At 39.1% G+C, this 21,117-nt stretch carries 22 protein-coding genes, 6 tRNA genes and 1 rRNA gene; all 29 read left to right on the forward strand.

Annotation, left to right across the window (positions count from 1 at the left end):
- Window positions 1-17 precede the first annotated feature (17 nt).
- Window positions 18-125: ribosomal RNA gene (gene rrf / locus N7548_RS07095) — 5S ribosomal RNA — on the forward strand.
- Between the two features lie 14 nt (window positions 126-139).
- A tRNA-Asn gene (locus tag N7548_RS07100) sits at window positions 140-216 on the forward strand.
- A gap of 107 nt (window positions 217-323) precedes the next feature.
- Window positions 324-400 (forward strand) — tRNA-Asn (locus N7548_RS07105).
- A 109-nt stretch (window positions 401-509) separates the two neighbouring features.
- The gene (locus tag N7548_RS07110) at window positions 510-1,385 is read left to right on the forward strand and encodes a GGDEF domain-containing protein (protein WP_263608778.1); all 876 of its coding nucleotides are present in this window, start codon (window positions 510-512) and stop codon (window positions 1,383-1,385) included.
- Between the two features lie 85 nt (window positions 1,386-1,470).
- Window positions 1,471-2,481 (forward strand): LacI family DNA-binding transcriptional regulator, encoded by a 1,011-nt coding sequence (locus N7548_RS07115; protein ID WP_263608779.1) that lies wholly within the window; start codon window positions 1,471-1,473, stop codon window positions 2,479-2,481.
- A 191-nt stretch (window positions 2,482-2,672) separates the two neighbouring features.
- A complete protein-coding gene (locus tag N7548_RS07120; protein ID WP_263608780.1) occupies window positions 2,673-5,369 on the forward strand; it encodes a glycerophosphodiester phosphodiesterase family protein in 2,697 nt (898 codons plus the stop codon).
- A 14-nt stretch (window positions 5,370-5,383) separates the two neighbouring features.
- Entirely contained in the window at window positions 5,384-7,888 is a 2,505-nt protein-coding gene (locus N7548_RS07125; protein WP_263608781.1) for an immunoglobulin-like domain-containing protein, read from the forward strand.
- A 133-nt stretch (window positions 7,889-8,021) separates the two neighbouring features.
- Entirely contained in the window at window positions 8,022-8,474 is a 453-nt protein-coding gene (locus N7548_RS07130) for a hypothetical protein (protein WP_263608782.1), read from the forward strand.
- Window positions 8,475-8,501: 27 nt separating this feature from the next.
- On the forward strand, window positions 8,502-8,828 hold the full coding sequence (locus N7548_RS07135; RefSeq protein ID WP_263608783.1) for a GNAT family N-acetyltransferase: 327 nt from the start codon (window positions 8,502-8,504) through the stop codon (window positions 8,826-8,828).
- A 10-nt stretch (window positions 8,829-8,838) separates the two neighbouring features.
- Window positions 8,839-9,108: a GNAT family N-acetyltransferase gene (locus N7548_RS07140; protein WP_263608784.1), complete on the forward strand. Its 270-nt coding sequence runs from the start codon at window positions 8,839-8,841 to the stop codon at window positions 9,106-9,108.
- A 90-nt stretch (window positions 9,109-9,198) separates the two neighbouring features.
- A complete protein-coding gene (locus N7548_RS07145; protein WP_263608785.1) occupies window positions 9,199-10,557 on the forward strand; it encodes an MATE family efflux transporter in 1,359 nt (452 codons plus the stop codon).
- Window positions 10,554-11,174 (forward strand): uridine kinase, encoded by a 621-nt coding sequence (gene udk, locus N7548_RS07150; protein ID WP_263608786.1) that lies wholly within the window; start codon window positions 10,554-10,556, stop codon window positions 11,172-11,174. Before N7548_RS07145 ends, udk begins: the two co-directional genes overlap by 4 nt.
- Entirely contained in the window at window positions 11,174-11,812 is a 639-nt protein-coding gene (gene mtnN / locus N7548_RS07155; protein ID WP_263608787.1) for a 5'-methylthioadenosine/S-adenosylhomocysteine nucleosidase, read from the forward strand. Before udk ends, mtnN begins: the two co-directional genes overlap by 1 nt.
- A gap of 9 nt (window positions 11,813-11,821) precedes the next feature.
- Complete coding sequence (locus N7548_RS07160; protein ID WP_263608788.1) at window positions 11,822-12,367, forward strand: DJ-1/PfpI family protein; 546 nt, start codon at window positions 11,822-11,824, stop codon at window positions 12,365-12,367.
- Between the two features lie 76 nt (window positions 12,368-12,443).
- Window positions 12,444-12,519 (forward strand) — tRNA-Glu (locus tag N7548_RS07165).
- 7 nt (window positions 12,520-12,526) lie between these two features.
- Window positions 12,527-12,603 (forward strand) — tRNA-Arg (locus N7548_RS07170).
- Window positions 12,604-12,611: 8 nt separating this feature from the next.
- A tRNA-Pro gene (locus tag N7548_RS07175) sits at window positions 12,612-12,688 on the forward strand.
- Window positions 12,689-12,693: 5 nt separating this feature from the next.
- Window positions 12,694-12,767 (forward strand) — tRNA-Gly (locus N7548_RS07180).
- Between the two features lie 81 nt (window positions 12,768-12,848).
- The gene (locus N7548_RS07185) at window positions 12,849-13,688 is read left to right on the forward strand and encodes a hypothetical protein (protein ID WP_263608789.1); all 840 of its coding nucleotides are present in this window, start codon (window positions 12,849-12,851) and stop codon (window positions 13,686-13,688) included.
- 12 nt (window positions 13,689-13,700) lie between these two features.
- Window positions 13,701-14,447, forward strand: a complete 747-nt coding sequence (locus N7548_RS07190) for a nucleoside phosphorylase (RefSeq protein WP_263608790.1) — start codon at window positions 13,701-13,703, stop codon at window positions 14,445-14,447.
- A gap of 52 nt (window positions 14,448-14,499) precedes the next feature.
- A complete protein-coding gene (locus N7548_RS07195; protein WP_263608791.1) occupies window positions 14,500-15,033 on the forward strand; it encodes an NUDIX hydrolase in 534 nt (177 codons plus the stop codon).
- Between the two features lie 118 nt (window positions 15,034-15,151).
- Window positions 15,152-15,838 carry a DUF2188 domain-containing protein gene (locus N7548_RS07200; protein WP_263608792.1) on the forward strand — a complete coding sequence of 229 codons (687 nt, stop codon included), beginning with the start codon at window positions 15,152-15,154 and terminating at the stop codon, window positions 15,836-15,838.
- 101 nt (window positions 15,839-15,939) lie between these two features.
- Complete coding sequence (locus N7548_RS07205) at window positions 15,940-16,998, forward strand: LLM class flavin-dependent oxidoreductase (RefSeq protein WP_263608793.1); 1,059 nt, start codon at window positions 15,940-15,942, stop codon at window positions 16,996-16,998.
- A gap of 35 nt (window positions 16,999-17,033) precedes the next feature.
- Window positions 17,034-17,624, forward strand: coding sequence for a DUF3267 domain-containing protein (locus N7548_RS08930; protein ID WP_263608794.1), 591 nt, complete (start codon window positions 17,034-17,036; stop codon window positions 17,622-17,624).
- A 165-nt stretch (window positions 17,625-17,789) separates the two neighbouring features.
- Window positions 17,790-18,389: a carboxymuconolactone decarboxylase family protein gene (locus N7548_RS07215; RefSeq protein WP_263608795.1), complete on the forward strand. Its 600-nt coding sequence runs from the start codon at window positions 17,790-17,792 to the stop codon at window positions 18,387-18,389.
- 73 nt (window positions 18,390-18,462) lie between these two features.
- Window positions 18,463-18,702, forward strand: a complete 240-nt coding sequence (locus N7548_RS07220) for a hypothetical protein (protein WP_263608796.1) — start codon at window positions 18,463-18,465, stop codon at window positions 18,700-18,702.
- 101 nt (window positions 18,703-18,803) lie between these two features.
- Entirely contained in the window at window positions 18,804-19,406 is a 603-nt protein-coding gene (locus tag N7548_RS07225) for an SGNH/GDSL hydrolase family protein (RefSeq protein ID WP_263608797.1), read from the forward strand.
- A gap of 4 nt (window positions 19,407-19,410) precedes the next feature.
- A complete protein-coding gene (locus N7548_RS07230) occupies window positions 19,411-19,611 on the forward strand; it encodes a hypothetical protein (protein WP_263608798.1) in 201 nt (66 codons plus the stop codon).
- A gap of 105 nt (window positions 19,612-19,716) precedes the next feature.
- Window positions 19,717-21,114: a hypothetical protein gene (locus N7548_RS08990; protein ID WP_263608799.1), complete on the forward strand. Its 1,398-nt coding sequence runs from the start codon at window positions 19,717-19,719 to the stop codon at window positions 21,112-21,114.
- Window positions 21,115-21,117 lie beyond the last annotated feature (3 nt).

A 21,117-nucleotide genomic window follows, 5' to 3' on the forward strand; every position in this document is an offset into this window, starting at 1 on the left:
TCTAGTTTTGAGAGATGTCTGGTGACGATGGCGAAGTGGACACACCTGTTCCCATCCCGAACACAGAAGTTAAGCACTTCAGCGCCGAAAATAGTACAATGTGCGAAGATAGGACGTTGCCAGGCAAATCTTAATAACCGCCTAAATAGCTCAGTTGGTTAGAGCACCTGACTGTTAATCAGGGGGTCCTAGGTTCGAGTCCTAGTTTGGGCGCCACTATTTAACAGTTAAACAGCTTTTAGGCTGTTTTTTTTTATTTTTTTCTTGTCCCCTCTTTTCAAATACTTTTATTATGTTATAATAAACATGCGAGAATAGAATTTGCCTAAATAGCTCAGTTGGTTAGAGCACCTGACTGTTAATCAGGGGGTCCTAGGTTCGAGTCCTAGTTTGGGCGCCATTTGCCCATTTGACGACCTTTAATGGTCGTTTTATTTTGACCATTTTAAATTGTATGAATTCAGTAATACAATTGAAATAAATATGTTATAAAAAAAGGATGTGCCTATATGCAATACATAGACCCAACACTCAAAAAAATCATTGAAGAAATTACCTCATACGATGAAATGTATGATCTGATTCGAATGGTTGATCCCATTCAAAAGAAAGTCCTTTCCTTCGAAAATAACGCTTGGCATATGGAACCAGGTTTTTGTTATGATGTGTATGAAGAAGGCCACATTTGTAAGAACTGTGTATCCATCAGAGCACTTAATACCGATCGTACCAGCATTAAAACCCAATTTGTTAAAGATAAATTGCACATGGTAACGGCTGTTCCAGTCGATATTAACGGACGAAGAGTTGTTTTCGAATTGTTTAAAGATATCGCCGACTCTCAGGACTTAATACAAGAACAGCTAAAGGAGATGCAAAACCTCATCATCAAAACCAATGAGTTACTGGTCACAGATGTTTTGACGAATATTTACAATAGACGTTTCATTGAAGAACGTTTACCAGTGGATTTTGCTACCCATCAGGCATTAGGTATCCCAGCACAAATCGTGATGATTGACATAGATTTCTTCAAACGTGTGAATGATCAATATGGGCACTTAATGGGCGATAAAGTGTTGAAAGAAATCGCGAAGCTCATGAAACAAACATTTGTTGAAACCGAAGTGATTGCGAGATATGGTGGAGAAGAGTTTCTAATTTATGATCCAAGAAGTATAACAGAAACCTTACAATCCACTGAAGAATTAAGAAAAAAAGTTGAAAATCACCCGTTTGTTTTTGAGGATAGAATCATCTACATCACCATTTCAGCAGGGATTTATACAATCCAAAATGAAACACCGAAAAGTGCCATCGACAAAGCGGATGAACGCTTATACGAAGCGAAAAATACGGGTCGAAACAAAATCATTAATTACTAGCAACAGAGCGATTGAAAGTACTATTAATCGCTTTTTATTTTTTTATGCGCTGTTTTAGTTTATAATTGTATTTAGGAGTGAGTCTATGAGAAAAAATATCGTCACGGTTGCGAAAGAATTGAATCTAGCACCTTCGACCGTTTCAAAAGTCTTGAATAATAACGGTAAGGTCAGTCAAAAAACACGTGATCGTGTCATGGCCTACGTCAAAGAAGTAGGCTATTTTCAAGATGCTTCAGCACGCATTTTAAAAAGTAAAAGAAGTTATACTTTGGGTATTTTATTCTCCGATATCTCATTGGTTGGGTTAGAACACCCTTTCTTTTCGAGTATTTTACAGTCCTTCAAAAATTATGTTGAAAAAGAAGCTTATGAAATCATTTTCGTCGTCAGTAAAGTTGGCGAGCGTGAGATGAGTTACTTAGAATGGTGCCTAACCAAAAAAGTAGATGGTGTATTACTGGTATCCGGTAACTTAAACAACCCTTATATCAAAGAATTGGTTGCGAGCGATATCCCTTGTGTGTCTACAGACTTTATTATGCCCAACCTAACGACCATCATTTCTGATAACGAACTAGGTATTGAGCTTTCCATTGATTTCGCAAAAAAACTCAATCGCGCGTATATCGATATGATTGCCGGACCATCGACATCCATCGCATTCCAGTTCCGTATGGATCATTTCCATAAAGTAATGAACAAACCCGTGGAACCTTATTTCGTCATAGAAGCCAAAGGATTTGGATTTCAATCTGGATTTGACGCAGCTGTACGTTTGTTAGAACAAGCAACACGAGTACCCGACTATGTCATCGTTGGTTCAGATGATTTAGCATTCGGCGCGATTCGAGGGTTTGAATCCAAGGGATATAAAGTACCAGAAGATATTTCCGTTATTGGATTTGATGACATTAATTTTGCGAGAATCTATTCCCCTGCGTTAACCACCATTCGACAAGATAAAAAAGCGATTGGTGAGATGGCTGCACTCAAACTCATTCAAATGATTCAAGACAAAGAACCAAAAAGAACAGAACTCATCAAAATTCCTGTGATCTTGATCGAAAGAGCATCTACAAAAATAAAAATGTAGCATGGGTGTTGACAACCATCCAAATACCCTATATAATGTAAGCGTATTCTAATAGGTAACCGATTTCATATCAGTTACTTATATTTTAGTTAAAAAAGGAAATCGTTTTCCTTATAGTAAAATAAGTAGAATGCGTCTTTTTTTAGCAAAAAAGGGAAATCGTTTTCCCTTTATATAAATGGAGGAAAAACATGAAAAAAATCTTCATCATTTTGGCCTTTGCTGGCTTAGTCTTAGGCTTGCAAAAAGAAGTTAAAGCAGCAGATGATCGACCAATCATTAGTGCTTCTCAAAACGCTATTTTAGCGAATGTTGGTGACACCATTGATTTAGCAGATTATGTCTTTCAACACAACGCAACCACATTTGTTGAGTTTGATCAGGTGGTTTTGACTGGATTCTCTGCAGGCATTACCCTCAATGGAACAGTCATTACAGTGAATCAAAAGGGTCAACACCCATTTTTACTTCAATACCAAAGCGCGAATATTTATGTATACGTCGTAGCGAAAGAAACCAATGAAACCGAATATGTATTATTTGAAACGGGTTTTGATGGGGTTCCAAATGGTAAATTACCGAACGGATACAGCACAGTTGCAGGTAGTTCAGGAATTCAGAATGAACAGTTACTGGTTGCTGGTCGTGGTGGTAGCTCGATGGTGACCTTACCGAATTATTTGAGAAGTTTTATGAATTATATCATTGAAGTCGATATGACCATCGTTGAAGTCGATAATGATTCGCGTTGGGCGAGCGTCATGTTTAGATATAGTACAGAAAACTACTATCAAATGGCCATTCGTAAAGATGCGACAGCTGCCAATGGGGTTGAGTTTGCGAAGAGAACCAATGGGGCGTGGAATGTGACCAATACGACTGCTTATTCTGAACAAATATCACCTGTGAAAATGTATAATTTAAAAATCGATGTGCTTGACGCAACCATCAAAGAATACATCAATGATGAACTGCTCATCACCCATGAACAAGCACTTGAATACAAACGTGGTTTGATCGGGGTTCAAGCGAGTGGGGCCAACGCACTATTCGACAACTTCAAGATTACCTTACCAGAAAGCTACATTAGAACTGAGACGTTTGAATTTACGCGAATTCCAACCATTTATGAACCCAATACAAAAATTGTCAATCCAGCAACCATTCTCACACCATTTGAATCGATGGCGCAATTAGAAGGTTACGCAACAAGACGTCCAGCAACGCTTCTATTAAACGTGAATAACGATTTAGATGTAATGAACGCAGACAATGTTAAGATTGACTCTTTATACAATGTTTTAATCGAACTTGATGGCAAATACATTCCAGCATTTAAAGTAGAAGACGCAACCTTAGCGGTGAAAATAGCGGAAAGAATCAAACTATGGGGCATTTTGGATGTTTTCTTCATCTCCACTGAAAAAGACGTGATTCTCGCGGCTCGTGGTGAGTATGAAATGATTCGTGGGGTCTTAGATTTATCCCAAAGAGCTTTTTCAACTAAGGCAGACTTAGATCAAATTCGAAAAGATACCAACAGCGCACAAAGTGTCGCCGTGATTCTAAATCCAGACTTCTTAGAAAAAGTCCATGTGAATTATCTACAACAACGTCTAGTTACTGTCTGGTCAATGGTTGAAAACAATGATGAAAGTCGTTTGAATGTGCTATTGTCAGGAGCGAATGGTATCATCACAAATAACCCAATGGCATTATTAGATTTGTATGAAACTTTCACAACAACAACCCATTTAAGAGAAGTGTTCATCATTGCTCACCGTGGGTTACATAACGGTTATACAGAATCCGCTGGTCCTGAAAACTCCATTGAAGTGGCATTACAAGCGATTGAAAATGGGGCGAAGATTTTAGAAACCGACGTCCATCTTACTTTTGATGAACAAGTGGTTGTCATGCATGATGCAACCACAGGTAGAACCGCCTCACAAAACTTTACAGTCTCTGCACAACTTTTAGGTGCATTAGAGAATGTGACATTACTCGATGTTTCGAATACAGGTAATACATTCTATATTCCTTCATTTGATACTTACCTTGATACTTTTAAAGACAAAGATGTCGTATTATTTATAGAAATAAAACCAACAAATCAACTTTTACTAGAAAAAGTTAGAGATATGGTTTTAGAGAAAGACATGGAAAACCAAGTGGTATTGATCATGTTTGGCGCACAAAATATCGTCAACATGAAAACAGTTATGCCAACGATGGTTAATGGATATTTAACAGGTGCATTGTTGAACTCGAATAGTATTGAAAACTCGATGTTGAGCGTACTAACTTCCATCGTTCCGATGAAATCGACCTTAAACCCATCTTATGGTCAATTGACCCCTGAATTCACCAAAGCATTGACCCACCGTGGGATTACAGTATGGCCATGGACCATCGATGATGGCACCAGCTTAAGCTATTATTACAACGCTGGTGTTGGTGGGATTACAACCAACGTATCCGACTACTTTAAAGATATGTACATGTATCTGAATTACGAAACTACTGAATTCAAAGTGGTCAAAGGTGAACCATTCATTTTAAGTGGTGAATTGAAAACAAAAGGTGGATCAGTGTATCCATATCGTACTGAACTAGTCATTGTTAGAAATGATGCGAAAGCCACCTTTGATGGTTCAGGCAAATTGATCAGTGCTGAAGACTTGGGCGAAGTGGTATTTTATACCAAAGCCATCAGTACATTACCCAATGGCAATGTCATTGAAATCTATAGTGATTTAATGACCATCACATTGGTTGAACCAAGCGCTACTTTATGGAGTAACCCTTGGATATACGTCGGATTCTCTGGCGTATCTGCATTAGCCGTAGGCATTTGGCTTACCCTTAAAAAGGTAACTAAAAAATAAAAAAGGAGAACAATATGAAAAAATGGTTTGTTGTTTTATTCATCATGCTGTTTGGCTTTGTCCTAGCTGCATGTAATACCACACCACCCGTGGAAGAAGAAAAGGATACCATCGCACCGATACTCATTGGTGTTGGAAATGTATCCATTCAAAAAGGGGAAACTTTTGACCCACGTGCTGGCGTTTCAGCAACCGATAACGTGGATGGCAATCTAACGTCTTCGATTGTGGTTACTGGTACAGTGGATCTCGATCAAACAGGTACTTATGTGCTTACATATACGGTGACTGACGCTGCTGGTAACAAGACAGAACTAGAACGTAGTGTAACCATCACAGAAGTATTCTTATCTGATTTGAGAATATTGAATGGTGATTTTGGTCAACAACTCGCAGGCACTTGGACCCACTGGGCAGGTGAAGGTGGAGCGTCTACGGTTTCGATCGTGAATGGCGAAGCGGTTATTGACATCACTGCCAATGGTAATCAATGGTATTCCACTCAATTTAATCAGGGCGGATTAACCATTACCCAAGGTAAGATGTATCGTATCGAATTCGAAGGTCGTGCTGACCAAGCCAGAGGTATCGTTGTCAAAATTGAAAACGCTGCTTATCAAGGTTATATCGATGAAACGGTCAGCTTAACCACTGCAATGACTAAGTATACATTCGAATTCTTTGTTACTAGTCCAACCATTACGAACGGAAAATTGGTCATTGGGGCTGGTACTATGGCTGGTCGTGGTTTAGATGCCGGTGCTTTAACCAAAGTATACCTAGATAATTTTGTTGTCACAGAAGTAGATCCAGGTGTCGATGATGTATTACCAATCATCAATGGCGCTACCTCAAAAATTATTGAAGTTAACCAAGCATTTGATCCACTTGAAGGCATTACAGTGTCTGATAACAGAGACTTTAATTTGACTCCTGCGGACATTGTTATTACAGGTACATTAGACATCACCACCCCTGGTGATTATGTCTTGACTTATAGTTTAACTGACGCGTCTGACAATACAGTTACCGTAGATAGAACCATCACCGTCTTGGCTGGATTGGTGCCGTCGACTTGGTTGGTTGTTAATGGTGACTTCGAAACAGAACAACTCACACCACTACCACAACCAGCAGAAACTGGTTGGGGCTGGCATGGTGCTGGTGCATTTACTGCTAAGATTGAAGGCGGTATGGCAGTCATCAACATTACAAACCCAGGTACAGTTGTCCATGGTGTACAATTCTATCAACAAAATAGAGTCATCGAACAAGGTCAAATCTACAAGATTACATTTGATGCGAAATCAGATATTCCAAGACCAATCATGGTAGCCTTAGAACAAGGCACAACCCGTCGTTATGATGAAATTGTGTTCTTAACTTCTGAATGGCAAACATTCGAAATTCAAATCGAATTCGTACTCACTGGTTTCACCAATGGTAAGTTCGCGTTCTTTATGGGTGACATCGGTTCTACTTCAGTACCAACCACGGTTTACTTAGACAACATCGAAGTTGAAACTGTACGTAACTTAGTAGATACCACTGCACCACAACTCTTTGGATTAGATGATTATTATGTCTTAAAAGACTCTGCATTTAACCCACTACAAGGCGTAACCATCCGCGACAACTATGACAAGACTTTAACCAATGATAACATCGTGGTTACTGGTTCAGTGAATACAGCCGTTGCTGGTGAATATACCTTAACTTATAGTATTAAAGACGCTGCTAACAATGAATCCACTTACACACGTAAAGTAGAAGTCATCGAAAGCGCTGAAATGTTATCCAATACCTTTGTTTTAGTCAATAATGATTTCGCGATTGATCAATTGACACCAATGGCACAACCAGCAACCACAGGTTGGGGTTGGCATGGTGCAGGTACATTCACGATTGCGATTCAAAATGGCATTGCAACCATCAACGTCGTCAACCCAGGTACTGTACCTCATGGCGTTCAATTCTACATGCAAAACCGTGTGATTGAAACGGGTGCAACCTATCGTCTAACCTTCAAGGCTAAAGTTGATATCGCAAGAAGCTTTAGATTGTCACTAGAGGCTGGTACTGATGTTCGTTTCTTCCAAATCATTGATGTTACGACTGAATGGGCAACCTATGAAGTATTCATGACCCCAAGTGGTGGTGGATTCTCCAATGGTAAGCTTGGCTTCTTCATGGGTTATGTCGATGAAACTTCAGTAGCAACTACTTTCTACCTAGATGATATCAACGTCGAATTGGTCGGTTATCGTCAAGATACCGTTAAACCATTCATATTTGGTGCGACTGCTAAAGAAGTTGTCAAAGGCACTGCTTTCGATCCAATCGCGGGCGTAACTGTGTTTGATAACCAAGATAAGACCTTAGTTCCAGCTAGCATCGTCGTGAATGGTACTGTGGATGTTGAAACCGTAGGTACCTATACACTGACTTATACACTTACCGACCGTCAAGGTAACCAAACGGTGGTTGAACGCGTCATCACAGTCATTAATAACGTTTAATCGTCATTAGAAACATACTTCCTCTCTAGAAAAGGTGTGAATATTCACACCTTTTCTTTTGGTTAGCACTTTCATTCGTACATAATTTGGTGGATATTGTCTTGTAGTATATAATGGAATCAGAGGCGATCATATGAAATATATTCAAAAGTTCATCCACATTACCATCACCTTCTTCAAAGCCATCATTCGATTGATTTTAGGCTTGAGAACACCCAAAGGGTTATTAGCCCTCTTTTTAGCATTGCTTATTTATTATGGATGGGCCATCGCATTTATTGTCTATGGATCCATCGTTAAAAATCCTTGGTTTATCTCCATTGGTACGTCAGTCATGGTCTTCTGGATGGCCCCGTTAACCCCGTTTTGGGCACTCACGATCTTTACGACTTTATTCATTCAAAGGGTTATTTTGAGAGACCAAAAAACCCAATCCTTTCGTAAAATTTATCAAATGTATTTAGGCGATTCTAAGTCTAAATCGGACGATAAACTCATCGCTTTGGTCGAAGATAAAACGGATTTTGCAGACCCGACGCCCGAAGAACTAGAAGCATCTAATCATCAAGAATCCAAGGATTTATGATAGAATACCACTAGGGAGGCGAATCTCATGAACTATATCAAACAAAATCATCACATTTACGCATTAAACGAAGCAGGTCAATTATTGGCCGAAGTCAAATTTCCAATAACATCTGGCAATATCGTTGAAATCAACCGTACGTTTGTTGACCCATCGTTACGCGGTCAAGGGGTTGCGAATGAACTCTTGGTGATGGCTTATGAATCGATTAAAGCTCAAAGCTTTAAAGCCATACCAACCTGTAGTTACGCTGTGACTTGGTTTAAACGAAACAAGGATAAACACGATGTTTTGGTTGAAGGCATCGATTTGGACAATCCAGAATTGTTATACAACGAAGTTTGTAGCCGCTAAGGAGGTCACCATGGATTTTATTACGGAACGCAATATGATCTACGTTTGTAGCGATGAAAAAATCGTCGCCGAAGTGACTTTTCCGAATATTGATGACACAACAGTCGATATCAATCATACCTTTGTGGATCCATCACTAAGAGGACAAGGCATAGCACAAAAACTCCTCATCCTAGCATATGAAACCATCAAACAACAAGGGTATAAAGCAGTCGCAACCTGTCCATATGCAGTCAAGTTTTTTAATGAAAACAAAGTTTACCAAGACATCCTAAAATGAGAACTTAACCGTTCTCATTTTTTACGGATACAGGGGCGCATTTACCATGGGTTATGTTATAATACCTAATGGATTAATTAGAGGTTACCTATGACACAAAAACTCCAAAAAAACATCTTAATCCTCACATTCCCTATCTTTATAGAACTCCTGTTCTTCATTCTCATGGGGTCTGTGGATACCTTCATGATCTCAGGATATGAGAAGGCCAATGCTTTCGCAGCTGGCAGTGTCGCTGCAGTTGGGAATGCCTCTACAGTCATCAATTTATTTGGTGTATTGATCAACATCGTCTCCGCTGGGATTTCGGTGGTCGTTTCTCAATATTTAGGTGCGAAAAACGAATCAGGGGCTAAAAAAGCCATTTTAACAGGGATTTTGATGCAAGTATTCATTGGGTTAATCATCGCGACCACACTGCTTGTTTTTGGTAACTTATTGTTTAGATTGATTGAAACACCGATTGAAATCCAACAATTATCTTATGATTACTTATTTTATACAGCCATTTCATTATGCTTTGTTGCGATATCAAACGCGATATCATCAGCACTGAGAAGTTATGGTCATACGCATCAAGTGATGATCACCGTCATCATCGCGAACGTCTTTAACATCGTTTTTAATTTCATCTTTATCTATGGTTATCTAGGCGCACCTGAGATGGGTGTTGCTGGTGCAGCCGTGTCTACCATGCTCATGCGTTTCCTAACCATGTTGGTCACTTTTGTGCTTTTAAAGAAAATGATTGGATTATCTATTACCAAAATACGATATGATAGAAGTAGCATGCAAAAGATCTTAAAAGTGGGGGTACCCTCCGCTTTAGAGAACATGACCTATAACCTCATGCAGTTTGTGATTTTATCGTTTGTCAATAAACTGGGTACAGAGATGATCACAACCAGAACTTATGTCAATACAGTATTATCCTATATCTTCTTATTTTCAGCCTCATTCGCCGCTGGTAACGCCATTATTACGGGTTATTACATCGGTGAAGAAGATTATGAAGGGGCTTATAAGAACACCTTAAAAACCACAATCATGACCATAGGGGTCGTCACCATCGCCACCATTACCGTCAACTTATTTTTACCAGTGATTGCGAAAGCACTCACCGATGATCCTGTGGTGATTAAAACCATGCATCAAATTTTCTTGTTTGTCATATTATTGGAAATTGGCCGCAGTTTGAACTTAGTCATCATCCAAGCACTACGTGCAGCTGGGGATACCACATTCCCACTCGTGATGGCGATTATATCGATGTTGGGTATCGGAATTTCAGCTTCCTTTCTTTTATCCAACACCTTACAATTGGGATTATTAGGGATTTATTTAGGCATCACTTGTGATGAATTCTTCCGCGGTATGACGATGCTCATCCGCTGGTTAAAAAAAGTATGGATGCACAAATCATTAGTCAAGGAGACCACACAATCATGAAACCAGTCATCATGGCAGTAGCGGGCGGATCCGCTTCCGGCAAAACCACAGTCGTCAATGAAATCTTAGCGAAACTCGATTTAAAGAGTGTCGCCATCATCAAACACGATGACTATTACAAGGCACAACATGACATGAGTCTCGAAGAACGTTACCGTGTCAACTATGACCATCCAAGTTCGTTAGACAACGATCTATTGGTTTCACACATTGAAGCGTTACTCAGGGGGGAATCCATCTCTAAACCCATCTATGATTTTGAAACTTATGACCGCAGTCTTCAAACTGAAATCGTTGAACCTAAAAAAGTCATCATCCTAGAAGGCATTTTGATATTAACCGATGAACGCATCCGTCAACTATCAGACATCAAATTATTCGTTGAACTCGATGACGATACGAGGTTCATCAGACGTCTCCAAAGAGACATCAAAGAACGTGGCAGAACCGTCGACTCTGTCATCAAACAATATTTAAACACCGTTAAGCCGATGCATCATAAGTATGTTAAACCAACCAAACGTCACGCCGATGTCATCATACCAAATGATTATAACCATGGGGTAGCGGTAGACATCATCGTCTCAAGAATTCAAAAAATATTGGAGGAAAACTAATGATTTTAATCATTGGTGCGATGGCCTCAGAAACGGACGCCATTAGCCATTTAGTAACCAACCCTGACAACTTCACCTTAAACGGTAAAAACGTGGTTACAGGCGAAATAAACGGGCATTCAGTGATGATTATGACAACAGGTGTTGGTAAAGTCAACGCTGCGTTTGGACTCACTTCCGTATTATCGACCTATAAAGTCGATTATATTATCAACGTTGGATTGGTCGGGGGTTTTAAACCACTGAATCCTGGGGATATGGTGTTCATCCAATCGGCAACCTATCACGATTTTGATTTATCTATTTTTGGTTATGATAAAGGTCAAGTACCCCAATTACCTACAAATTATTTACCAGATCATAACATCACCAAACAAGTCCAATCCAAATTGAATTTAACTGAAACAAAACTCTATACAGGGGATACCTTTTTAACAGAAGTCATTGAACCCAACAGTGTATGTGATATGGAAGGGGCAGCCTATTTCCAAGTCGCACATCTATTGAATACGCCGATGATTTCGGTTAAAATCATCTCAGACATCGTAGGCGAACCTTCACAGTTAGAAGACTACAGTGTCTTTGAAGCACAATGCAGCATCCGTTTTAAATCTTTGATTGAACAAATACTCTTTTAGGAGGTTCCTATGAAAGGTTTACTCATCTTATCCGATTTTTGTGAAGACACCGAAGCACTATCGACCAGAGCTTTATTAAAAAGAGCTCAAATCGCAGTGGATACCGTAACCATTAACCCTTCAAAAATGATTACTACAGGTTATGGTTTACAAGTGATGGTAGATTATCACTCGGATGAAATTGACTTCGAAGATTATGATTTCTTGATTGTCCCTGGTGGTAAATATGTTGCTCAAATCATCGACCAAGATACCTTCATTAAGTCGACCGTGAAAACATTTGAGAAGGATCAAAAACTCATTTGTGCGATTTGTGCAGGTCCACGCTTTTTAGGGGAAATGGGTGTCTTAAAAAACAAGCAATATACCATCTATCCAGGCAATCAAAATGACGCTTTTGAAGGGGTCTATCATCCAGAGTTAAAAGCAGTCACGGACGGCCTTGTTATCACAGCAAGAGGTGCTGGTGCAACCCTCGATTTTGCCTATGAAATCATCCGCTATATTCAAGGCGAAGCAGCAGCCAAAAAGATCCTCCAAAACATCGCATATTAATTTGAATTAATATGTATAAATTATATTGACAAACGCATTTTTATTGGTATAATAGTAAATGCGCTTGTTTAAATGTGGCCCGTTGGAGAAACGGTTAACTCACATGCCTTTCACGCATGCATTCACGGGTTCGAATCCCGTACGGGTCACCAAAAAGTTGTACTCATAGCTCAATTGGATAGAGCGCTTGACTACGGATCAAGAGGTTGGGGGTTCAAGTCCTCCTGGGTACGCCATATTTTATCGGGAAGTAGCTTAGCTTGGTAGAGCGCCTGGCTTGGGACCAGGAGGTCGCAGGTTCAAATCCTGTCTTCCCGACCATTTTTGCGGGTGTAGTTCAATGGTAGAACCCCAGCCTTCCAAGCTGATGACGTCGGTTCGATCCCGATCACCCGCTCCAATGTACATATCAAATCACCAATATTTGGTGATTTTTTTTCTGTTTTAGATGTTATAATATCTCATGTTAAGGGGATTTCCTATGAAAGTTATTAATAATCAATCACGCATTCAAACCACATATCTTTGGTGGCTTGTTTTTATCAATATCATTGTTTTAACCGTAGGATGGCTTCATCAAGACTGGTTGGGATTTGGGGCTGCCATCCTCATCAATATGCCCATCAACTTATGCATCTTGAAACGATATCGAAAAAAACTCAAAACCCATCGCGATTACATCAGTATCAATATGGGGGCTTTTCGCCATACCAAACCCAAAAGTTATTATGAAATTCCACTCGTGGATATCGAACACTTCTATGTGAAGCCACATCCGAAAAACAAACGTTATCAACGGGTCATCCAAGTCGTATTTGATCGAACAAAGTCTTATGAGTTTGTGATCGACAGAAGTCAGTTATTACCACTAGAAACCTTGGTTAGAAGACCCCTTAATCACTCACTCATGCAAAAGAGAACTCATTATAAACAACCAAAACAACCTCGTTTTATTTGGTTTCAGTTGATGGGTTCAGTGTTGGGTGTAGGCTTGTCTGCTTTAGGTATTTTGTTGTACACACAACAAACCAATGCGTGGGTCAATAACCTCATGATTGGACTCATTGTTTTATACGCATTAGGTCATTTTTATTCTTTCTTAGACCATACCGATCCATGGTATGTCAAACTTGCACAAAGCTTTTTTGGGATGATCATATACATTTTGATTGTGACTTCTGTCATAACGTTATTTTCTAATTTCATTTTAGAAGCCCCATTTTCCATGATTTATTTGACCTATGCCACCTATGCATTATCTGCCTTTGTGGTGGTGGTTTTGATATTTATGGCGTCACTTTACGCACTCGCCCATGCTTAGGAGGGAAAACCCATGCCTTACCCCATTTTAGAATTTGATGATCACGATGATGTGTTCATCAAACCCTATTTTAATGTCCTAGACTTACCAAAAGTAGAAAATTTGATCATTACTTTCTTCAAAGAAGTTGTCAATGAATTGCTCGAAAACAAAGCCATCGACGTCTATATGCATCTTAAAGGTGAGAATGACTATACGTTCTATAAGTTTGTCAACGATGACACCTTGATATTTCATGGGGGTATCGGCGGACCGCTTTGTGGTGGGATGATGGAAGAAGCCATCGCGATGGGTATAAAGCGCATCCTCTTTTGTGGCGGTGGTGGCATCCTCAAACAAATGCCTGTAGGACATTGTATCGTTATTGATAGTGCCATTCGCGATGAAGGCACGAGTTATCATTATGCGAAGCCATCCCGAGAAATGGTGGTAGACCCAAACATCGTGAACATATTAGATCAAGGTTTGAACCGCTTGAATGTACCACATGTGGTGGGGAAAACATGGACGACCGATGCTTTTTACCGTGAAACGAAAGATCGTGTCCAAAGAAGACGTGAAGAAGGCGCGATTTTGGTTGAAATGGAACAAGCCTCTTTAATTGCTATAGCACAATTTCGAAAAGTCAAATACGGTGCCATCTGTTACGCGGGTGATGACTTAACATCGGACGTTTGGGATTCTAGACAATGGAAGTCCCGTCAAAGCGTACGCAGTTTACTCGTATCGGTTTGTCAAGAACTTGTGAAAACCATCTAGGCTAATGACGCTAGATTTGTTATAATGAGTTGGGTTATAAGGGGTTGAAAAGATGGCACTAAATGAAGTACACAAGTTTGAGCTGTTCGATGCGTATGACATCGATGAAAACAAACTCAATATCGATATGGTCAGAGGTGAGTCTCATCCAGAGGGTCAATACCACATTGTGGTAGAAATCATCACGATGAATGAGAAAGGTGAAATCTTATTGACCAAACGTCACCCACGTAAAATCTTTGGTGAATATTGGGAGATTACGGGCGGGTCGGTTTTAAAGGGCGAAGATGTCTTAACCGGCGCTGCTCGAGAACTAGAAGAAGAAACCGGATTAAAAGCCAATCCGAAAGATTTTATACCGATTTTTAGAGAAATCTTTTATGATGGGATATTTAGAGGATTTTTCCATCAAATCGATACCTCAAACCAAACATTTAAAATCCAAGATGAAGAAGTGATCGATTATCGCTGGATTTCGAAATGTGATTTTATCGAAACCATTTGTAACGACCATTTTGTCCCACACTCGAAAAATCGGATTTTACGCGCATGGGCTAATTTAGAACCATTGATATTTTGTGAATAGCATTTGGCACACTTAGTGTGCCATTTATTTTTTTGAGACACATACTCAAAAAAACACCATAATTATTTGATTTATAGACGATTTTGTGACAAAATTAATATAAACAGGAGGTCTAGATATGCAAGATTTTATCATTGAAAACGGCATTTATATTCTCATTGGATTGGTTCTTATTTTTGTGGTTGTTACATTTTTGTTATCCCGTAAACCAGAAAAACAAGATAAACCAGTAGTACCAGTGAATAAGGAAAGTGAGCCAGTTGAGCCTGAAAAAGTAGAAGAACAACCGGCAGTTGTAGAAAATGTAGTTGTTGAAGCACCTGTCACAGAAAGTGTGCCTGAGGTCATTGAAACACCGGTAAAACAAGTGGAAGAACCGATTGTAGAACCAACCCCTGAAGTTAAACCTACGGTTGTTGAAGAACCTAAACCAGAGGCAGTAAAACCAAAAGCGAAACCAGCGTCTGAACCTAAACCGAAGGTAGCTAAATCCAAATCAGAACCCGTTAAAGCACCGGCTGCACCAGCATCAGAACCCGTTGATGAAGATGATGATGAAGAAGCCGCCCTTAAACGTGTGGTTAAAAACCCTAAATATCACATTTCGATGAACAAAGATGATCAAAGCCCTTACTTCAAGAAATGGCGCGTACGTAAAGAAGGTTCAACCAAGACCATCAAGTATTTTGACACCCAAAAAGAAGCGATTGCTTACGCGACTGATTTGGCTGAAAAAGCCAATACCAGTGTGGTCATACACAAAGTGGATGGATCCATCCGTAAACAGGATTACTCTAAGAAATAACACACAATCATTACCAGTCCGAGTGACTGGTATTTTTTTTGAGCAAATCCCATGATATTTCGAAATCGAAATGATATCATAAGAATGAGGTGAATAAACATATGTCTAAATTTGAACTTGGTATCACAACCTTCGCTGAAGTGATGCCAGATTTACATACCGGAAAAACCATATCTTATGATGAAAGAATCAACCAACTGATCGATGAAATCGTCTTAGCAGACCAAGTCGGTCTCGATTACTACGGGATTGGTGAACACCACCGAAAAGATTTCGCTGCTTCAGCCCCACACACCATCTTAGCGGCTGCTTCCAGATTGACTAAAAACATTAAGTTGGGTTCCGCAGTTACGGTACTATCCTCAGAAGATCCTGTCCGTGTATACCAAAATTTCGCGACATTGAATGCCTTATCTAAGGGTCGTGCAGAAATCATGGCAGGGCGTGGATCATTCATCGAATCATTTCCATTATTTGGCTATGATCTCAATCAATACGACCGCTTGTTTTCGGAAAAACTCGATTTACTCTTACAAATTCGGGACCATGAAATTGTTCATTTTGATGGAAAAACACGTGCACCCATCGATGGGTTAGGGGTGTATCCGAGAACCGACTACCCACTGCCAATTCAAGTCGCTGTGGGTGGTACACCAGCGTCTGTAGTGCGTGCAGCGAATTATGGATTACCGCTATTCTTAGCCATCATCGGTGGCTATCCAAGGATGTTTTCACCACTGGTTGATCTGTACAAGAAAACCTATAAAGAACGTGGATATGGTGTCAATCAAATGCATATATCGGTGCATTCTCATGGATACATCGCTGAGGATATGACAGAAGCTACAGAAACGTATTTTCCATCCATCAAACAAGCGATGGACATCATTGGTAAAGAACGTGGGTGGTCTACGTATACCAGAAGTACTTATGACGCTGCACGTTCCTTAGAAGGTGCGCTGTTTGTCGGTGATCCAGCATGGGTTGCGAAAAAGATATTACACTTAAGAAAAACCTTAGGTATTAACCGGTTTGCACTCCATGTACCGGTTGGTCAACTCGATCATGATAAAGTCATGAAAACCATCGAACTCTTGGGCACCAAAGTGAAACCAATCATTGACCAAGCGATTGCTTTAGAAAAAAGTGAACTAAAATAAACCAATCTATCGTATAATAACCTTGAGGTGATTTTGTGAAATCTTATGACCATATCCCTGAAGGGTATCAATTGACTTATGATTTGCATTTGCTTAAAAACACGAAGGTATTTGCGCTTTTAAATATCTTACAAGTGGTATTGATTTTACCATTTATACCAGGCTTCTTGTTTTTAAACTGGTTGGATTTATTTTCATATGAACGTATTGTGTCTGGTGTCATTTTGTTATTGATTCCAGCGATGATTGTCATGATTGTAATTCACGAACTGATTCACGGCTTCTTTTTCAAAAAATTCAGTGGAAAGAGAGTCAAATACCAATTTCATGGATGGGCTGCTAGCGCATCCACCCCAGGCATTTATTATCGAAAAAAATATTATCTAATCATCGGATTAGCCCCAGCAGTGTTATTGAATACCCTATTCTTGATAGGAACCTTCCTATTACCCAACCCACTAAACACCTTAAGTTACTTTTTACTCGCTATACATGTTTCATCGTGCGTAGGTGATTTCTATGTATCTTGGATACTCAGAAAGTATCCCGAAGATGCTTATATAGAAGATACAGGTGTGGGCTTGAAAATCTATGAATATCACGAAGCAGATATTCAATTTGAGTAATCTATTCATAATTTTTGGAGATTAAGGGATATCATTTGAATTGTGCGTTTGATACATGTAAAATGAAATCAATCCGATGATAGATAGCCTGCAAACTTTTGTCATCAAATCACAAAGATACCATGACGCAGACATGGTATTCTTTTTTCAAGGAGGATTATATTCATGAGTTTTAAAGAAAAACGCAAGTTCAGATTGTTTGAACATTTGCCCATCATTGTGAGGGCAGCCCGTTCATTCCTATATTTAAGATTATTTAAAAAGAAGAATGGAATGAACTTTAAATTTAAAGAACGCATCATGCTCGCCGTTACAGAAGTCAATGGGTGCCAAATGTGTTCATACGTACATACCAAACTCGCATTGAGTGCAGGTTTATCGATGGACGATATCCAAGAGTTATTGTCAGGTGAATTGGTTGGGGTTCCAAAAGACGAATCTTTAGGCGTATTGTTTGCGAAAGACTACGCGTTTAATAAAGAGAAGATCGATGCGGATTTCTACCAAAAGTTAGTGGATACTTATGATGTACGTAAAGCCAGAGCGATTTTAGGGGTGGTTGAAATGATTACCATGACCAATGCGATGGGCCTAGGTTTAGGCTATTTGAAACGTACACTTTCGTTTAAACACGTCAAAGGTTCGAATATCCTAAATGAAGTCTTAATACCGCTATCTACCATGGTCTTATTTCCTTTATCCTTACTGTTATTTTTACCTTATATCCCTTTTTACAGTGCTCGTTTTAAAAATATTAAAAAATAATTTTTCAAAAAAGCGGACAAAATCCGTTTTTTTTTCGTTTTATTAGGTAGAAAAGCATATGGGGGTATGACACATGAGATTGATTAAAGTAGACCAAGAAAATATTTTTATTGATGGTGACTTCATCGAAATTGAGGATGTAACTGCGGAATTATTAGAAGAGATTGTGGATCACGCCATGCACGATAAGTTGGTGTTTGATATCCATCCAAACAATCGTCACCCGCTAGCAACCTTCTTGAGAATTGTTGAAAAAGACGCACAACCGGACTCACCTTTTAGAAAAAATTATTTTCAAACAAGCCAAAAGTAATTACCTAACACATACCTATGTGATAGGCTAAAGGCCTCCCTCCCTTTAGCCTTTTATTTTGTGAAAAAACGTGTTAAACTAAAAGAAGAGGTAACTAATTTATGAGACTATTATTTCAAGGCGATTCCATTACGGATTGTAACCGTAATCGAGAAAACCCATTCGATTTAGGACATGGTTATGTCAAAAAAATACAAGCAGCTTTACCCAATCACGAGGTTTTGAATCGTGGGATTTCTGGCAATAGAACCATCGATTTATTGATGCGTTGGCAAAAAGATACGTTGGATTTAAAACCCGATGTATTGTCTATTTTTGTCGGTATCAATGAAGTCTGGCATTACCATTATGATCAAAAAGTATTGACACCGATGATGTATGAAGATTATTATAAGAACCTCATCAAACAAGTGAAATACTTATTGCCAAATACCAAAATCCTATTAATTGAACCTTTCGTTTTTCCAATCGGGGTATATCAAAAGAGTTGGGACGTGGAACTCATCGAAGAACAAGCCATCGTACGTAAATTGGCTCAATTATATGACACTGCATTTTTACCTTTACAAGAAATACTAAATCAAAAACTCAACGAACATACCATGGCTGACATCGCCGATGATGGTGTCCACCCAACCGATTTGGGTCACGAAATCATCAAAGATGCCATCTTAGATACCATCAAACCTTGGATAGGAGCATAATCATATGAGAAAAGAATTACGCATTTTATTTTTTGGGATTGTGGGTTCCATTTTAGTCGCTGGAGGCACCATCGCCATTGCGATTGGCACGTTAAGGGATGATTATAGTTATTATCCAATCTTGGTGTTCTTTGGTGGCGTTATGCTCATTTACGCCGTATTTGCATCCCTTGTGGATGTGCCAGTAACGTCTAAAAGTCAGTAAAAAAAACTGACTTTTTTTCTTTTATAATCTTGCAAAAATAACGTGGTATTTATCGGTCTTTGGTGTTATAATACCTATAGACTACACGTTACAGGAGGTTTTATCATGGCTATATTAAATCAAATTCCCACCAAAACAATTCCGTTATCTAAAGCGAAATATACCAAGTTAGATCGCTATCAAGTGGGTTCACCCGTACAATTGGTAGGGTATTTCGTATATAAAGAAACCGATACAAATAATGTCATCACCGTGAAGCGTATGAGTTTTGGCTTTAAAAACGAATCTGAGAAAAACATCATCGCGATTCGTGGGTCATTTACTCAAAAAGATGCTTTTGGTGATGATTTAGGTGAACTTAAATACAGCTTGGTTGAAATGGATAATTATCAACCAGGGGCGATTCAAGGTGAACACCTATTTATGGACATCAACCTCGGTACGATCGACATCGAGTTTTCAATCGAACAAGTGGTTTTCGCTGATGGTTCTAAATGGATGGCTGAAACCGTAGAATTTATCCGTTTCGACATCCAAACCAAACCGATTGAGGAAGCCCATTTTAATGCCATGAAATACGCTTGGTTCTTAGAATCCAAAGGTTTCCCAATAAAAAATCATTATGTTGAAAACAATCACTTCTATCAATGCCCGTGTGGAAACATCAATGGCATCGAAAAAGAAGTCTGCAGTTTATGCCATACCCCAAAAACAATCGCTAAACCTTTCGCTGATATGAGTATCGCTTCGGTAGCCATCGAGCAATCCGTGAATAAAATCATGGACGACTTCAATCAATTATTCCCAGACGGTGCGGTTAAAGATTCATTCAATCGGTATCGTTTTAATGAAAATGCCATTCTATTCGACTCAACTCCGCTCAAGAAATTAAGAGAATTCGCGACACAGTGGAAAGGCGTCAATCCGATTGTTAAAGAAGAGATTAAGAAGACCACAGAATTCGTTACCTTCATTGAAACCTTAAAAAACAAACTGCTTAAGGAAGAAAATGATAAAAAGCAAAAAGCATTGGCTGAACAAAAAGCCAAAACCAAAAAACAACGAGTGAAAATTTTATCGATTACACTCGCTACACTGCTCGGTTTAGCGTTGATTGGATTTGGTGCTTATTACGCTATTTTCGGTAAACTTGCATTTGAAACTCGCAATACGTATGAAGCCTTTGTGACGTTGAGAAGAGTCAATGCAACCACGACCAGCGTTGAAGTTCGCATAGATGATATTAATTTTACAGGCTCAAACTTTGAGTTCTATGGCATTGTATTTGATGATTGGTGTACCGTTCAATTTTGTTATGATGAAGTCATTTTAAATCCAGATGAATGGGTTTTAAACATCACAGATAGCCAATTTACCGCCACAGCCATGGTTAATTTGTCCATCAATGGGATGCAATCCACCATCAAGTATTTAGAGTTTAACAGTCGACTCTTTAATAAAAATATATACGTTCCTAATGAAAATGTGGTCCGTTACTACTAATAA

The sequence above is a fragment of the Paracholeplasma manati genome, assembly GCF_025742995.1.
Taxonomy (GTDB): Bacteria; Bacillota_I; Bacilli_A; order Acholeplasmatales; family UBA5453; genus Paracholeplasma; species Paracholeplasma manati.